Source organism: Herbidospora sakaeratensis (assembly GCF_001570525.1).
Lineage (GTDB): Bacteria > Actinomycetota > Actinomycetes > Streptosporangiales > Streptosporangiaceae > Herbidospora > Herbidospora sakaeratensis.
This window is the reverse complement of sequence record NZ_BBXC01000020.1, coordinates 1-15436: the sequence shown is the minus strand read 5'-3', so window position 1 is coordinate 15436 and position 15436 is coordinate 1. Positions and strand designations below refer to the sequence as shown.

General features: G+C 69.3%; 14 protein-coding genes. 5 read left to right on the top strand and 9 right to left on the bottom strand.

What is annotated here, in order from left to right; genetic code table 11:
- Positions 1-60: 60 nt before the first annotated feature.
- Positions 61-1332: a UDP-N-acetylglucosamine 1-carboxyvinyltransferase gene (gene murA / locus AW271_RS30445; protein WP_062341053.1), complete on the bottom strand. Its 1272-nt coding sequence runs from the start codon at positions 1330-1332 to the stop codon at positions 61-63.
- A 451-nt stretch (positions 1333-1783) separates the two neighbouring features.
- On the bottom strand, positions 1784-3001 hold the full coding sequence (gene purD, locus AW271_RS30440; protein ID WP_062341052.1) for a phosphoribosylamine--glycine ligase: 1218 nt from the start codon (positions 2999-3001) through the stop codon (positions 1784-1786).
- 260 nt (positions 3002-3261) lie between these two features.
- On the opposite strand from purD, the gene corA reads away from it, so the two are divergent.
- On the top strand, positions 3262-4365 hold the full coding sequence (gene corA / locus AW271_RS30435; protein WP_062341208.1) for a magnesium/cobalt transporter CorA: 1104 nt from the start codon (positions 3262-3264) through the stop codon (positions 4363-4365).
- On the opposite strand, the gene AW271_RS30430 is transcribed toward corA, so the two are convergent.
- The 4 genes from AW271_RS30430 to fbaA form a co-directional block, all read right to left on the bottom strand.
- On the bottom strand, positions 4362-5261 hold the full coding sequence (locus tag AW271_RS30430; protein WP_062341051.1) for a glycerophosphodiester phosphodiesterase family protein: 900 nt from the start codon (positions 5259-5261) through the stop codon (positions 4362-4364). The genes corA and AW271_RS30430 overlap by 4 nt on opposite strands.
- 67 nt (positions 5262-5328) lie before the next feature.
- Positions 5329-6612: an adenylosuccinate synthase gene (locus AW271_RS30425; RefSeq protein ID WP_062341050.1), complete on the bottom strand. Its 1284-nt coding sequence runs from the start codon at positions 6610-6612 to the stop codon at positions 5329-5331.
- Between the two features lie 99 nt (positions 6613-6711).
- Positions 6712-7128, bottom strand: coding sequence for a DUF3151 domain-containing protein (locus AW271_RS30420; protein ID WP_062341049.1), 417 nt, complete (start codon positions 7126-7128; stop codon positions 6712-6714).
- Positions 7129-7255: 127 nt separating this feature from the next.
- Positions 7256-8278, bottom strand: coding sequence for a class II fructose-bisphosphate aldolase (fbaA, locus tag AW271_RS30415; protein ID WP_062341048.1), 1023 nt, complete (start codon positions 8276-8278; stop codon positions 7256-7258).
- A 119-nt stretch (positions 8279-8397) separates the two neighbouring features.
- Between fbaA and AW271_RS30410 the strand changes: the two genes are divergently transcribed.
- Entirely contained in the window at positions 8398-9084 is a 687-nt protein-coding gene (locus AW271_RS30410; RefSeq protein ID WP_062341207.1) for a DedA family protein, read from the top strand.
- 77 nt (positions 9085-9161) lie between these two features.
- Positions 9162-9596: a hypothetical protein gene (locus AW271_RS30405; protein WP_157554781.1), complete on the top strand. Its 435-nt coding sequence runs from the start codon at positions 9162-9164 to the stop codon at positions 9594-9596.
- Here the strand turns inward: AW271_RS30405 and pyrE are convergent.
- Positions 9568-10104, bottom strand: coding sequence for an orotate phosphoribosyltransferase (gene pyrE, locus AW271_RS30400; RefSeq protein ID WP_062341046.1), 537 nt, complete (start codon positions 10102-10104; stop codon positions 9568-9570). The two genes, AW271_RS30405 and pyrE, sit on opposite strands and share 29 nt — an antisense overlap.
- Positions 10105-10287: 183 nt before the next feature.
- On the opposite strand from pyrE, the gene AW271_RS30395 reads away from it, so the two are divergent.
- Both AW271_RS30395 and AW271_RS30390 read left to right on the top strand, forming a co-directional pair.
- On the top strand, positions 10288-10827 hold the full coding sequence (locus tag AW271_RS30395) for an RNA polymerase sigma factor (protein ID WP_245653285.1): 540 nt from the start codon (positions 10288-10290) through the stop codon (positions 10825-10827).
- A 120-nt stretch (positions 10828-10947) separates the two neighbouring features.
- Positions 10948-12117: an NYN domain-containing protein gene (locus tag AW271_RS30390; protein WP_062341044.1), complete on the top strand. Its 1170-nt coding sequence runs from the start codon at positions 10948-10950 to the stop codon at positions 12115-12117.
- Here the strand turns inward: AW271_RS30390 and AW271_RS30385 are convergent.
- The gene (locus tag AW271_RS30385; RefSeq protein ID WP_062341043.1) at positions 12114-12740 is read right to left on the bottom strand and encodes a response regulator; all 627 of its coding nucleotides are present in this window, start codon (positions 12738-12740) and stop codon (positions 12114-12116) included. The genes AW271_RS30390 and AW271_RS30385 overlap by 4 nt on opposite strands.
- Before the next feature lie 3 nt (positions 12741-12743).
- The coding region (locus AW271_RS30380) for an ATP-binding protein (RefSeq protein ID WP_157554777.1) at positions 12744-15436 on the bottom strand (2693 nt) is incomplete at its 5' end.

Here is a 15436-nt window from a genome sequence, read left to right as displayed (position 1 = left end):
AGGGCGGCACGGTCCTTTCCCATTATGTTGTGGCTGGTCAATGCCATTATGGACGCCGAACTAGGCAAAAGGGGAAATCTCGCGTTCCACATCGGCGCCGAGGGCCCGGAGGCGCTGCGCGATGTCGGCGTGGCCCCGGTCGACGCGGTAGCCCGACTCGATCACCGTCTCGCCCTCGGCCGCCAGACCCGCCAGCACGAGCGCGATGCCCGACCGCAGATCGTGCGCCTCGACGGTCGCGCCGTGCAGCGGAGTGGGCCCGTGGACGACCGCCCGGCTGCCGTTCACCTCGACCCGCGCGCCCATCTTGTTGAGCTCCTGGGCCAGCGCGAACCGGCCGTCGAAGATGCGCTCGTGGATGTAGCTCGGCCCGTGGGCGAGCGCGGCCATCGCCATCAGCTGCGGCTGGAGGTCGGTCGCGAAGCCCGGGTAGGTGTCGGTGATCACGTTGATCGGCCGCAGCTGCCCGTCGCGGCGCGCGTGCACGACGGCGCCCTCCTGGAAGAACTCCACGCCCATCTGCTCCAGCTTCCACCGCACGACGCCGAGGTGTTCGAGCGAGGTGCCGAGCAGGGTCACCTCGCCGCCGGTGATCGCGGCGGCCATCATGAACGCCCCGGCGTCGAGCCGGTCGGCCATGACGGTGTGCTCGACGGCCTTGAGCTCGCGTACGCCCTCGACGGTGATGAAGCCGGTGCCCTCGCCGCGGATGTCGGCGCCCATCTTGCGCAGCATCTCGATGACGTCGAGGACCTCGGGCTCCAGCGCGGCGTTCTCGATGACCGTCGTGCCCTGGGCCAGCGCGGCGGCCATGATGAGGTTCTCGGTGCCCGTGTGGGAGGGCCGGTCGAGGTAGAGCGTGGCGCCGGTCAGCCCGGCGGCCTTGATGTGGATCGTGCTCTCCTGCTCGTCGACCAGGGCGCCGAGCCGCTTGTAGCCGTTGTAGTGGAAGTCGAGGTTGCGGGCGCCGAGATTGCACCCGCCGACGCCTTCGACGATGACCTCGCCGACCCGGTGCAGCAACGCCGGCACGAACAGGATCACGCCGCGGAAGCGCGACGCGATCTCCTCGGGCAGCACGGGGCTGTTCACTCCCGAGGCGTCGATGACCAGCGTGCGCTCCGCCTCGTGGAACTGGACCCGGGCGCCGACCGCCTCGGCGAGCTCGATCGCCCGCCGGACGTCCTCGATCAGCGGGACGTTACGGAGGACGGTCCGGCCTTCTGCCGCCAGCAGGGCCGCCCCGATCATGGGCAGCACGGCGTTCTTCGCGCCTTGGACGAACGCGGTTCCACGCAGCGCATTGCCACCGCGCACGCGGTAACGAACCATGAATGAGTCTCCTCGGTTGGGGGTGGAGAGGATGGTGCGGCAGGTGCGGTAGCCGGGTATCGGCCCACAGTAGCCGTTAGGCGGGGTCATTCGCGGCGAAACCACCCCTGCGAAGTGCGGCCCGTAAGGCCGTTAAAGGGCTCCACTTACGCCCCCCGGAGTTCTGGCCTGGAATGCGAAGTTCCACACCGAACCTACCGAGATCGGTCAATCGACCATAAGCGACCGAAACGCTGAGAAATCCGCCCTAAAACCGGCGTTCGCGCTGGTGGAGGCGCGTTCGCCCAGTTGGTAGAACGAGATTTCCGGTCTTGTGTACGCCCTCCACGCCCGAAATGAGGCACGCCGCGACCACATGGCCACGGCGCGCCTTACCGGAATACCACCCCTGCACTTGTCCCATTTTGTCAGGAGACCGTGCCCGGAACAGGGAAAACAGTGACTCGTGTGACTAACGCCCCGCGGCGATGTCACTCCGATGGAAGGAACCGCGCATCTGGATGCGCCCCACGAGTTCGTACGCCCGCTCCCGCGCTTCGGCCACCGTCTCGCCCGTGCCGACCACGCTGAGCACCCGCCCGCCGTTCGAGACGACCTGCCCGTCCTCAATGGCGGTCCCGGCGTGGAGGACGTAGGCGCCCGCGACCTCTTCCGACAGGCCCTCGATGGCGTCGCCCTTGACCGGGGCGCCGGGGTAGTTCTCGGCCGCGATCACCACGGTGACGGCCGCGCCCGCGCGGAAGGCCACCTCGGGCTGCGCGGCGAGCTCGCCGGTCGCGCAGGCCAGCAGCAGGTCGGCGAGGGGGGTCTCCAGGCGGTCGAGCACGACCTGGGTCTCGGGGTCGCCGAAGCGCGCGTTGAACTCGATGACCTTGGGGCCCTTGCCCGTCAGGGCCAGACCGGCGTAGAGGACGCCGGTGTAGGGCATGCCCCGGCGGGCCAGCTCGTTGACGGTCGGGGTGACCACGGTCGTCATGAGCTCCTCGACCAGGCCCTCGGGGGCCCAGGTCAGCGGGGTGTAGGCGCCCATGCCGCCGGTGTTGGGGCCCTCGTCGCCGTCGTGGGCGCGCTTGAAGTCCTGCGCGGGCTGCAGGGCCACGGCGGTCTTGCCGTCGCAGAGGGCGAACAGCGACACCTCGGGGCCGTCGAGGTACTCCTCGATCACCACGCGCTCGCACGCCGCGGCGTGGGCCAGCGCGGCGGAGCGGTCGGTCGTCACGACGACGCCCTTGCCGGCGGCCAGGCCGTCGTCCTTGACGACGTAGGGCGGGCCGAAGGTGTCGAGGGCGTCGAGGGCCTCTTCGGGGGTCGTACAGGAGAAGGCGCGGGCGGTCGGGACGCCGGCCGCCTCCATCACCGACTTGGCGAAGCTCTTGGAACCCTCGATCGCGGCGGGCTCGCGCGACGGGCCGAAGCACGGCACCCCGACCGCGCGCACGGCGTCGGCCACCCCCGCGACCAGCGGCGCCTCGGGGCCGATGACCACCAGGTCGACCGCGAGGTCGAGCGCCAGCGCCGCGACGGCCGAGCCGTCGAGCGGCGACACGTCGTGGAGCCGCGCCACCTCGGCGATGCCCGCGTTGCCGGGCGCGCAGTGCACCTCGGCGGGTCGGAGAGCACGGCAGATCGCGTGCTCACGGCCTCCTGAACCGATCACCAGAACTCGCACCCAGGCATTCTCTCAGGCCCGGCAACCACGGTTATCCTGGGACCCTGTGATATTTTGGGTTGGCTTTGCGGTGTCAAGTGGCGATTGGAGGTGGTACGGGTGTCTTCTGGCGATCCCGTCAGTACGTGCACGCGCACGTCTGACGTGCGCGACATCCCTCTCCATTTCCAGATGCACGCCGCCCGCATGCCCGCGCCCGTGTAAGGGGTGACTCCGCTGTTCGCGTGGAGCATGTGAGCTCGGCCTTCGAAGGGACCGACATGCGCTCCGCCACGCTTTTCCCCCGTCGTTACACCCGTGCCGCCACCGTGGTCTCCCCGGTGCGCGAGCACAAGAAGTTCCCCTGCGTTCCGTCGAGCGACTCGCTCATCACCTTCGGCGCCTACATCGGCGGCCGGAAGGTCGCGGCCGACGGGATCGCGCAGGCCGTCCAGCTGGTCCGGCAGCACAACGAAGACTCCGCCAAGCCCGACGCCTACGTCTGGGTCGGCCTTTTCGAGCCGGAGGCGCCCGAGGTCGAGTGGCTGGCCGAGACGTTCGGGCTGCACCCCCTCGCCGTCGAGGACGCGGTCAAGGCCCACCAGCGGCCCAAGGTGGAACGTTACGGCGACTCCCTGTTCGTGGTGCTGAAGACGGTCGCCTTCCTCGACCACGAGGTGCTGACCGAGTCGGCCGAGATCATCGCCACCGGCGAGATCATGGTGTTCGTCGGTCCCGACTTCGTCGTCACGGTGCGCCACGGCGCCCACAGCCCGCTCAGCGACGTGCGCGAGAAGCTCGAAGACAAGCCCAAGCTGCTCAACCGGGGCCCGACCGGCGTGCTGCACGCCATCGCCGACCACGTCGTCGACAAGTACCTCTACGTCGCCGACCAGATGCAGGCCGAGCTCGAAGAGGTCGAGGCCGCCGTGTTCGCCGAGGTCAGCTCGCGCGACATCAACCGGATCTACCACCTCAAGCGGGAGATGCTGGAGCTCAAGCGGGCTGTCGCGCCGCTGCACACCCCGTTCTCCCAGCTGCCGCAGCGCCGCATCATCCCGTCGGACATGCGGGAGTACTTCCGCGACGTCTCCGACCACCTGTCGCGCGTGTGCGAGCAGGTGCAGTCGAGCAACGAGCTCTCCGACTCGATCCTGCAGGCCGCGCTCGCCCGCACCAACGCCCTGGCCAACGAGGACATGCGCAAGATCTCCTCGTGGGTGGCGATCCTGGCCGTGCCGACCATGATCGCGGGCATCTACGGCATGAACTTCGAGCACATGCCCGCGCTCGACGCCGTCTGGGGCTATCCGGTGGTCGTCGGCGTCATGGTCGTCGCCTGCGCCCTGCTGCACCGGGCGTTCCGGCGCAACGGCTGGCTCTAGACGGCCGCGACCGCCTTCACCGAACGCGGGAGCGGGATGCCTCGGGCGGCCCACAACTCCCGCATGCGGTCGGGGTAGTCGGTGACGATCGCGGCCACGCCCAGGTCGAGCAGTGCGGCCGCCTCGACCGGGTCGTTGACCGTCCAGACCACCACGGGCAGGCCGCGCCGGGCCGCGCCCGTCATCAGCTGCTTGTCGACCAGCACCCGGTCGGGCGACAACACGGTCGCCCCGACCGCCTCGGCCGCCCCCGCGATGTCGACCTCGAAGTCGCGGATGTCGAAGCCCGCCATCCACACCGGGTCGATGGTCGCCGCCTCGACCAGCGCGTATCGGTGCGGCACGGCGTCGCGCGCCGCCGCCAGGATCCGCCAGTCGAAGCTCAGGATGGCCGAGTTGTCGATCCGGCGGTGCCGCGCCAGTTCGTCCAAGACCAGGTTCGTGAAGACCTTCGGGTCGGCCGACAACTCGGGCCGCGTGGGGTCTGACTTGAGCTCGACGTTCAGCCGCACGTGGTCGGCGCCGTAGGCGCTGACGAGCCCGAGCACCGCGCTCAGCGTGGGCATGCGGGTGTCGGGCCGGCCGACCTGCGTGAGCATGAACGGGTCGTTCTCGCGCACGGGCCGGCGCACGCCCACGTCGAGGGTGCGCAGCTGCGCCAGGGTGAGCTGGTTGATCGGCCGGCCGACCAGTTGCTCGGCGCCGGTGTCGCGGCTCGTCACCGCGGAGACGGTCAGATCGTGACTCAGGACCAACTGGTGGTCGGCGGTCAGCACGACGTCGAACTCGATGGCGTCGACGCCGATCTCCAGCGCGTAGGCGAGACCGGGCAGGGTGTTCTCGGGCCGCAGGCCGCGGGCGCCCCGGTGCCCGTGCAACTCAACAGGTCGGTGCACAACCGCGAACTGTACAAGGCACGCCGGCCGGTCCCCTGTATTGGGGCTCCGATCGGCGTGCCTCGACTCAGACCAGGGACCTGATCTGCAGCGTCTGGGTGCGGCCGGGGCCGACTCCGATCGCGGAGATCGGCGCGCCGGAGATGTCTTCCAGCGCCTTGACGTAGGCCTGCGCGTTGGGCGGCAGGTCGTCGAGGGTCTTGGCCGAGGTGATGTCCTCTTCCCAGCCGGGGAACTCCTCGTAGATCGGCTTCGCGTGGTGGAAGTCGGTCTGCGTCATCGGGATCTCGTCGTGGCGCACGCCGTTGACGTCGTAGGCGACGCAGACCGGGATCTTCTCCAGGCCCGACAGCACGTCGAGCTTGGTGAGGAAGAAGTCGGTCACGCCGTTGACGCGCGCGGCGTAGCGGGCGATCACGGCGTCGTACCAGCCGCAACGGCGGTTGCGGCCGGTGGTGGTGCCGTATTCGTGGCCGGTCTTGCGCAGCCACTCGCCGGTCTCGTCGAGCAGCTCGGTCGGGAAGGGGCCCGAACCCACTCGGGTCGTGTACGCCTTCACGATGCCGATCACCCGGTTGAGGCGGGTCGGCGGGATGCCGGAACCGGCGCACGCGCCGCCGCTCGTCGGCGACGACGAGGTCACGAACGGGTAGGTGCCGTGGTCGATGTCGAGCAGGGTGCCCTGGCCGCCTTCGAGCAGCACGAACTTGTCGTCGTCGAGCGCCTTGCTCAGGATGAGCGCGGTGTCGGCGATGTGGGGGCGCAGCCGCTCGGCGTAGCCGAGGTACTCCTCCAGGACCTTCGCCGGGTCGAGCCCCCGGCGGTTGTAGATCTTGGTGAGGATCTGGTTCTTCTCGTTGAGCGCGGCCTCGATCTTCTTCTGCAGGATGCCCGGGTCGAGCAGGTCCTGCACCCGGATGCCCATCCGGTAGATCTTGTCGCCGTACGCCGGCCCGATGCCGCGCCCCGTGGTCCCGATCTTGGCCTTGCCGAGGTAGCGCTCGGTGACCTTGTCGAGGGCCTTGTGGTGGGGCATGATCAAATGCGCGTTCGACGAGATCAGCAGCCGTGAGCAGTCGATGCCCCGCGCGGCCAGCCCGTCGATCTCCCCGAGCAGCACGCCCGGGTCGATCACGACGCCGTTGCCGATCACGGGTGTGACGTTGGGTGACAGCACTCCCGTGGGCAGCAGATGCAAGGCGTATTTCTGGTCGCCGATGACGACGGTGTGACCCGCGTTGTTGCCGCCCTGGTAACGGACGACGTAGTCGACGACGCCACCGAGGATGTCGGTGGCCTTCCCTTTGCCCTCATCGCCCCACTGGGCGCCCACGAGAACGACAGCCGGCATGGTCAATCTCCCGGAACAAAAACCAAAGCCCCTGACGCAAGCGACAGGGGCTCTTGCAAACCGAGACTACCTGAGCTGCCGGAAAAAGGGGATCTCCGGTCAGTTCGACAGCGCGTCGGCCGCTTCCTGGGAGGAGTCACGCAGGAACTGCGCGCACCTCTCGGCCTCGTCCTTCTCACCGATCGCGTTGGCCGCGCGGGCCAGCGCGTTGAGGCAGCGCAGGAACCCCCGGTTGGGCTCGTGGTCCCAGGGGATCGGCCCATGGCCCTTCCACCCGGCCCGGCGCAGCTGGTCGAGCCCCCGGTGGTAGCCGGTGCGGGCGAAGGCGTACGACGTGATGGCGTGACCCGCCGCGAAGTAGTCGTCGGCCAGGGTGGCCCAGGCGGCGGAGTAGGTGGGGAACCGGGCGGCGACGTCGGCCGCCTTGATCCCGCTCTCCATCATCTTGCGCGCCTCGGCGTTGTCGGGAAGCTGCGTGGGGGGTGGGCCGGCCAGCAGGTTCTCGTGCGTTTCCACAGCGGCTCCCGTTCTCGTGATCGGTCTTTGAACACTGTCTTACCAGTAGCGGCAAACCGTAATCATTTACTCCTGCCTATGCCAAAGGCCCGAATCTTCGTCGATCCGGGCCCTTCGCGCGGGACACCTAGCTCAGCTTGGTGCCGGCCGACTTGAGGTGCTGGCAGGCCTCGACGATGCGCTTGGCCATGCCGGCCTCGGCCAGCTTGCCGTAGGCGCGCGGGTCGTAGGCCTTCTTGTTGCCGACCTCGCCGTCGACCTTCAGCACGCCGTCGTAGTTCTTGAAGAAGTGGTCGGCGACCGGGCGGGTGAAGGCGTACTGGGTGTCGGTGTCGATGTTCATCTTGATGACGCCGTACGAGATCGCCTCGTGGATCTCCTCGAGCAGCGAGCCAGAGCCGCCGTGGAAGACGAGGTCGAACGGCTTGTCCTTGCCGTACTTGTTGCCGACGGCGTCCTGGATGTCCTTCAGCACCGACGGGCGCAGCTTGACCGCGCCGGGCTTGTAGACGCCGTGGACGTTGCCGAAGGTGGCGGCGAGCATGTAGCGGCCGCGCTCGCCGAGGCCGACCGCCTCGGCGGTGGCGATGGCGTCTTCGGGCGTCGTGTAGAGCTTGTCGTTGATCTCGTGGGAGACGCCGTCCTCCTCGCCGCCGACGACGCCGATCTCCATCTCCATGACGACGCGCGCCTCGGCGCACTTGTCGAGGAGCTCGGAGGCGATCTGGAGGTTCTCCTCCAGCGGCACGGCCGAGCCGTCCCACATGTGCGACTGGAACAGCGGCTCCTGGCCGCGGGCGACCCGCTCGCGCGAGATCTCGATCAGCGGGCGCATGAACCCGTCGAGCTTGTCAGCGGGGCAGTGGTCGGTGTGCAGGGCGATGGTCACGTCGTACTTCGCGGCGACCACGCGGGCGTACTCGGCAAGGGCGGTGGCACCGATGACCATGTCCTTGACCGTGGTGCCCGAGGCGAACTCGGCGCCGCCGGTGGAGACCTGGATGATGCCGTCGCTCTCCGCCTCGGCGAAGCCGCGCAGCGCAGCGTTCAGCGTCTGCGACGACGTCACGTTGATCGCCGGGTAGGCGAACCCGCCGGACTTGGCCCGGTCGAGCATCTCGGCGTAGACCTCTGGGGTTGCGATAGGCATCGAAAGTCAGCTCCAATGATGGGGATTGGTGTAGACCAGTATTCCGAAGCGTGCCCGGATGTGTGAAGCGCCCCGGGTTGCCGCCGGTCTTCATCATGCCGGGGTACGCTCTTCTCGCGATGGACCTCACGAATCTTCTCAGCGCCGAATGGTGGATCGTCACCTTCGGGCTCATCGGCATTCTCACCATCATCTTCGCCGAGACCGGCCTCCTGATCGGGTTCTTCCTGCCCGGCGACTCGCTGCTGGTCGTGGCGGGCATGGGCGCGTCGGCCGAGGTGGCCTCGGCGGTCGGGCTCGACACGCCGTTCCCCCTGCCGGTCCTGCTCGTCGGCGCGCCGGTCTGCGCCATCGCGGGCGCGCAACTGGGCCACTACATCGGCGCGAAGGCGGGCCCCCGCCTGTTCGCCCGGCCCGACTCGCGCCTGTTCAAGCAGGAGTACGTCGAGAAGGCGCAGTACTACTTCGAGAAGTTCGGCCCCGAGAAGGCCGTCGTGCTGGCCCGGTTCATCCCGATCGTCCGGACCTTCCTGAACCCGGTCGCCGGCATGCTGGGCATGAAGCCGCGCCGGTTCCTCGTCTGGAACATCGTCGGCGGCATCCTGTGGACCGACGGCCTGCTGCTGTTCGGCTACTACGTCGGCAAGCTGGTCCCCAACGTCGACCGCTACATCCTGCCCGGCGCCGCGGTGATCATCCTGCTGTCGGTGATCCCGATCATCCGCGAGGTCATGAAGAACCGGAAGGCCGCCGCCACGGCTCCGGCGACCGAGCCCAAGGGCAAGCACCACCGCGAGACGGCCTGACCTTCCGCCGATAGCGGATCGTAATAATCTTACTTTTTGGGACAGCTCGGTCTTTCCAACCGGTTACCGTCAGAAGAGTGGGACGACATAGGTCCGATCCGTTGGGGATCGCCCGGATCGTGCTCATCGTGCTCGCGGTAGGCGCACTGCTGTCGTTGATCGTGGTGGGTGTCGTAGGGCTGCTCACCGCCACCGACCCCATCGAGGCCCCCGACACCCCGGTTCCCCCGGCCGCCTCGGCCCAGGCCGCCCGGACCGCCCCGGCGACCCTCCAGATCGCCTGCCAGGCCGACAACTGCCCGGTCTTCGTCCGCATCCCCGGCGGCGACGTGCTGATCAACGGGCAGCTCTCCAAGGGGGAGCAGGTCGCCTACTTCGACGGCAAGCTCGACGTCGTCCTCGACGACGCCTCACTCGTGAAGATCTGGGAGAACGGGAAGCCGCGCCCCCCGGTCCAGCCCGGGGAGCCCGCCTCCTTCACCGTCACCCGAGGCCAAGGTCAGCCAAGCTGAACGCCGACCGGTAGGGCACCCCGGCCGCCGCCAGGTTCTCGTCGCCGCCCCGGTGCACGATCGTCGCGATGCCCACGACCACCGCCCCCGCCTCGTTCAACGCCTCCACGGCCGTCAGCACCGACCCTCCGGTCGTGGTGGTGTCCTCCACGGCCAGCACCCGGCGTCCGGCCACCTCGGGGCCCTCGATGCGGCGCTGGAGGCCGTGGGCCTTGCCCTCCTTGCGCACCACGAAGGCGTCGAGGCGCTCGCCCCGCGCGGCGGCGGCGTGCACCATCGCGGTGGCCACCGGGTCGGCGCCCAGGGTCAGCCCGCCGACCGCGTCGAAGCCGAGATCCCGGGTCAGGTCGAGCATCACCCGGCCCACCAGCGGCGCCGCCGTGCCGTCGAGGGTGACGCGGCGCAGGTCGACGTAGTAGTCGGCCTCCTTGCCCGAGGAAAGGGTCACCCGGCCGTGCACGACGGCCTTGTTCTTGATCTCGTCCAGCAGAAGCTCTCGGTCAGTCATGGGCCCAGCGTATTGAGCTTCAGTGCGAGGTACGGACGGCCGAAGGCCGGCCGTGGCTCGCGTAGGGAACCTGCCCTATGGACCCAGTCAGTTTTTCTGACTCCGCTCAGTCGTGTTAGGAGACGCCCTGGACGCGGAATCATCAGGCGGTCAACCCCAGGTAATCGAGAGGTAACATTGAGTGTGCAAATCGGGCAAAGCGACGCGCAATTGCTCGACGCCCTCCGGGCCGGCGACTCCGCCGCCTACGGCGCCCTCTACGAACGCCACCGCCTCGCCGCCCGCGCCGTCGCGCGCCACCTGCTCCGCCACGGGGCGATCGACGACGCCGACGACATCGTCGCCGAGACCTTCACCCGCATCCTCGACCTGATCCGCCGGGGCGGCGGCCCGAGGGGGGAGTTCCGCCCCTATCTCCTCGCCGCCGTGCGCCGCGCCGTCTACGACCGCGCCGACCGCCGCGACGTCCCGACCCACGAGATCGAGCGGTACGCCCCCGGCGAGCCCTTCGTCGATCCGGCGCTGGCGCGCTGCGAGCGGGCCGACGTCGCCCGCGCCTTCCGGTCGCTGCCCGAAAGGTGGCGGATGGTCCTGTGGCACACCGCCGTCGAAGACCATCAGGCGGCCGAGATCGCCCCGCTCATGGGGCTGACGGCCAACGGCGTGGCGGCGCTCGCCTACCGGGCCAGAAGGGGTCTGCGAGATGCCTACCTGCGCACGTGACAGGAGGCAATAACGGGACAAACTGGTACGGTCGCGGAGGAGAGAATCGGCGGGATTCATCCTCGCGCCATCAGCCACCCGATTACCCTGAGATGGCCACGTTAAGGAAGGCGGTGTCGCGTGGATCGCTGCGCGCTCTTCGTCGACGCCGGTTATCTGCTGGCCGATGGGGCGATGGCCGTTCACGGGACCCGCCACCGTGAGGCCGTCATCTGGGACTACCCCGGCCTGCTCCAACTGCTGACCAACCTCGCCCGCGAGCGCACCGGCCTGCCGCTGCTGCGCTGCTACTGGTACGAGGCCACGGTCGAGGGCCGGCGCACCCCCGAACACGACGTGCTGGCCGACATCCCCGGCCTCAAGCTCCGGCTGGCCCGCATCCGGCCGGGCCGCCGCGAGGGCGTCGACGCCCAGGTCCACCGCGACCTGATGACCCTGGCCCGCAACAACGCCGTCTGCGACGCGGTCGTGGTCAGCGGCGACGAAGACCTGGCCCAGGTGGTCAGCGACGCGCAGGACCTCGGCGTCCGGGTCACCGTGATCTCCATCGCCTCCGACGGCAGCTGGGCCGTCTCGCGCACGCTCCGCCAGGAGTGCGACGACCTGGTCGAGATGAGCGGCGGCCACCTGCGCCCCTTCGTGACCCTGTCGACCGGCGCCGAAGCCGCCCAGAACGGCGCCCGCACCACCGGCGCCCTTCCGGCCCTCAACGGCGCCCAGGCGGCCCTGCCGCCCCCCGCCCCGGTTCCCGCGCCCGCTCCGCCGCCCCCGGTGGCCCAGCCGCAGTCGAAGGGCTCCCACGCGGCCCCGCCGCCGAGGCAGCCCACGCCGACCTACACCTACAACCCGGCCCCCGAGCCGCCGCCGCAGCCCGCCCCGCCGCCCCCCGCGGCGCCTCCGCAGCCGCAGCCGCAGTACCAGGGCTCCCACGGCAGCAGAGACAGCGGCTACCGCGAGACCAGCACGGGCGGCTTCCCCGCCGCCCAGCTCGGCCCCTACACGGGCCCCCAGGCCGCCCCGGTCGCCGCCCACGGCGGCGCGACGACCACCCTGGCCGACGCGGTCAAGGCGGCCCACAAGGAAGGCCACGACTTCGGCGACTCGATAGCACGCGACGCGCCCGCGTTGTGGCTGGAAGCGGTCCTGGCCCGCAAGCCCCGTATGCCCTCCGACCTGGAGGCCAGACTCCTCCAGGGGTCGTCGCTCCCGATCGACTTCCTGCTCCACGACGAAGTGCGCCACGCCCTCAGAAGAGGCTTCTGGGACGCGCTCGAACGCGCCCGCCGCTAGCTCAGGGCGTCGAAGCCCGCTCTCAGGTTGGCGATGCGCTGCCCCAGGTCCGACAAGGGGCCGCTGAGGGGCGAGTCGCCGTTCTTGCGCGCGAGGTCGCGTACCCGGCCGAGTTCCTCCTCGACCGCCGTGAGGCGGCGGGAGAGTTCCGGCAGGACGGCGGGCTGGTCGCCGTTGCCGGGCAACTCGGTGGCGAGGCGTTCGCGCAGCAGGGTCGCCTGTTCGGTCAGGCGGCGGTTCATGTTGTAGAGCTCGACGAACACCGCCACCTTGGCCCGGAGCACCCACGGGTCGAAGGGTTTGGTCAGGTAGTCGACCGCGCCCGCCTGGTAGCCGCGGAAGGCGTAGTCGGGGGCGCTGTCGACGACCGTCAGGAAGATGATCGGGATGTTCCTGGTGCGTTCGCGGCGCTTGATGTGGGCGGCGGTCTCGAAGCCGTCCATGCCGGGCATGCGGACGTCGAGGAGGATCAACGCGAACTCGGTGCTGAGCAGGGCTTTGAGGGCCTCTTCGCCGGAACGGGCGCGTACCGGCGTGAGGTCGAGGGAGCTGAGGATGGCCTCGAGTGCGATGAGGTTCTCCTCGCGGTCGTCGACCATGAGGATCTTCGCCCGGTCTGGCATCGATCACGCACCTTCAGTGGAATCCGTCACATCCGAGTCTGCCCGACCAGAACTACCCGATACACGCCCGCGCATGAGCCAGCCGCGCAGACGTTCGAGGAGACGGTCGACGTCGACCGGCTTGGGCACGTAGTCGGAGGCGCCCGACGCGATGCTCTTCTCGCGGTCGCCCCGCATGACCTTAGCGGTCAGGGCGATGATCGGGAGGTCGGCGAACTGGGGCATCCGGCGGATCGCGGACGTCGTGGCCCAGCCGTCCATTTCGGGCATCATGATGTCCATCAAGACCAGGGCGACGTCCTCGTTGCGTTCGAGCTGTTCGATGCCCTCGCGGCCGTTCTCGCCGTAGACCACGGTGGTGCCGTGGCGCTCCAGGACGCTGGTCAGCGCGAAGACGTTGCGGATGTCGTCGTCGACGATGAGGATCTTGGCGCCGGTCAGCGGGTCGTCGCCGACCCAGTCGCGGCCGTTCACGTCTTCGGCCGGCCGTGCCGGGGGCAGGCCCGCCGGGAGCGGGAGCTCCGGGAGCACCTCGTCGGTGGTCACCTGGAGCGTCTGCTCGGGGCGGTCGACGCCCGCCAACGAGGTGGCCGCGCCGCCGTCGCGGGCCGACAGCGGGCCCGCGTAGGTGGTGGGCAGGTAGAGCGTGAAGGCGCTGCCGTGGCCCGGTTCGCTGTCGACGTGGATCTCGCCGCCGAGCAGGCGGGCGATGTCGCGGCAGATCGACAGGCCGAGGCCGGTGCCGCCGTACTTGCGGCTGGTGGTGCCGTCGGCCTGGCGGAACGCCTCGAAGATCACGTCGAGCTTGTCGGGCGCGATGCCGATGCCCGTGTCGACGACCGAGAAGGCCAGGATGTTGTCGCTGGTCTGCAGGGTCTCGTCGACGAACGCGACGTCGCCCGCCGGGCGGACCCGCAGCCTGACCTCGCCGCGCGGGGTGAACTTGACCGCGTTGGAGAGCAGGTTGCGCAGCACCTGCTGGAGGCGCTGCTCGTCGGTGCGCATCTCGGTCGGCACCGCGTCGTCGACGTCGATCGCGAACGACAGGCCCTTGTCCTGGGCCAGCGGGGCGAAGGCGGCGTCGACGTAGTCGTAGAGCTTGGGCAGCGACAACTCGGCGGGGTGGATGTCCATCCGGCCGGCCTCGACCTTCGACAGGTCGAGGATGTCGTTGATCAGCTGGAGCAGGGCCGAACCCGCGCCGTGGATGGTCTTGGCGAACTCGACCTGCTGGTCGGTCAGGTTGCCCTCGGAGTTCTCGGTCAGCAGCTTGGCCAGCACGAGCAGGCTGTTCAGCGGCGTGCGCAGCTCGTGGGACATGTTCGCCAGGAACTCGCTCTTGTAGCGGCTGGAGACCGCCAGCTGCTCGGCGCGCTCCTCCAGCGTGCGGCGGGCCTGCTCGATCTGGAAGTTCTGGATCTCGATCGCGCGGTTCTGCTTGGCCAGCAGCGCCGCCTTGTCCTCCAGTTCGGCGTTGGAACGCCGCAGCTCCTCCTGCTGCCGCTGGAGCTCGTCGGACCGCTCCTGGAGCTCGGTCGCGAGCCGCTGGCTCTCCTTCAGCAGATCCTCGGTACGCGAGTTGGCGATGATCGTGTTGATCGTGACCCCGATCGACTCCACCAGCTGGGTCAGCAGGTCGAGGTGCACGTCGGAGAACTTGGCGAAGGAGGCCATCTCGAGCACGCCCAGCACGTGGCTCTCGAACAGGATCGGCACCACCACGATCTGGGCCGGCCGCGACGAGGTCAGTGCCGTGTCGATGGTGAACGAGTTGGGCGGCACCTGGTGGATGATGATCTGCTTGGCCTCCAGGGCGGCCTGCCCGACGATGCCCTCGCCCAGGGCGAAGCGCTGCCGGGGGCTGCGGCCGGGCTGGATGCCGTAACCGGCGATCAGCGTCAGCTCGCCGTCGACGACCAGGTAGCAGGCGCCGTAGCTGGCCGACACGAGCGGCGTCAGCTCGCTCATGATCAGGCGGGCGACCTCGATCATGTCGCGGTGGCCCTGCATCAGGCGGGAGATCCGGGCCAGGTTCGACTTCAGCCAGTCTTGCTGCTGGTTGGCGTTGGTGGTGTCGCGCAGGTTGGACACCATCGTGTTGATGTTGTCCTTCAGCTGCGCCAGCTCGCCCGGCGCCTCGACGGTGATCGACCGGGTCAGGTCGCCCCGGGCGACCGCGCTGGTCACCTCGGCGATGGCGCGCACCTGCGTGGTCAGGTTGCCGGCCAGCTCGTTGACGTTCTCGGTGAGCCGCTTCCAAGAGCCCTCGACGCCCTCGACGCGCGCCTGACCGCCCAGCTGGCCCTCGGAGCCCACCTCGCGGGCGACTCGGGTCACCTCGGAGGCGAACGAGCTGAGCTGGTCGACCATCGTGTTGATCGTGGTCTTCATGACCAGCATCTCGCCCTGGGCGTCGACGTCGATCTTGCGGGTCAGGTCGCCGCCGGCGACCGCCGTGGTGACCTCGCCGATGTTGCGGACCTGGTAGGTCAGGTTGGTCGCCATCGAGTTGATGTTGTCGGTGAGGTCCTTCCAGACCCCCGAGACGCCGGGCACACGCGCCTGCCCGCCCAGCTTGCCCTCGGTGCCCACCTCGCGGCCGACGCGGGTGACCTCGTCGGCGAACGAGCTGAGCTGGTCGACCATCGTGTTCATCGTGTCCTTGAGCTCCAGGATCTCGCCCTGGGCGTCCACGG

Excerpts from the sequence above, each read along its gene's own strand:
- fbaA (WP_062341048.1), bottom strand. The coding sequence starts at position 8,278 with ATGCCTATCGCAACCCCAGAGGTCTACGCCGAGATGCTCGACCGGGCC.
- murA (WP_062341053.1), bottom strand. The coding sequence starts at position 1,332 with ATGGTTCGTTACCGCGTGCGCGGTGGCAATGCGCTGCGTGGAACCGCG.
- corA (WP_062341208.1), top strand. The coding sequence starts at position 3,262 with ATGCGCTCCGCCACGCTTTTCCCCCGTCGTTACACCCGTGCCGCCACC.
- AW271_RS30410 (WP_062341207.1), top strand. The coding sequence starts at position 8,398 with ATGGACCTCACGAATCTTCTCAGCGCCGAATGGTGGATCGTCACCTTC.
- AW271_RS30425 (WP_062341050.1), bottom strand. The coding sequence starts at position 6,612 with ATGCCGGCTGTCGTTCTCGTGGGCGCCCAGTGGGGCGATGAGGGCAAA.
- AW271_RS30385 (WP_062341043.1), bottom strand. The coding sequence starts at position 12,740 with ATGCCAGACCGGGCGAAGATCCTCATGGTCGACGACCGCGAGGAGAAC.
- pyrE (WP_062341046.1), bottom strand. The coding sequence starts at position 10,104 with ATGACTGACCGAGAGCTTCTGCTGGACGAGATCAAGAACAAGGCCGTC.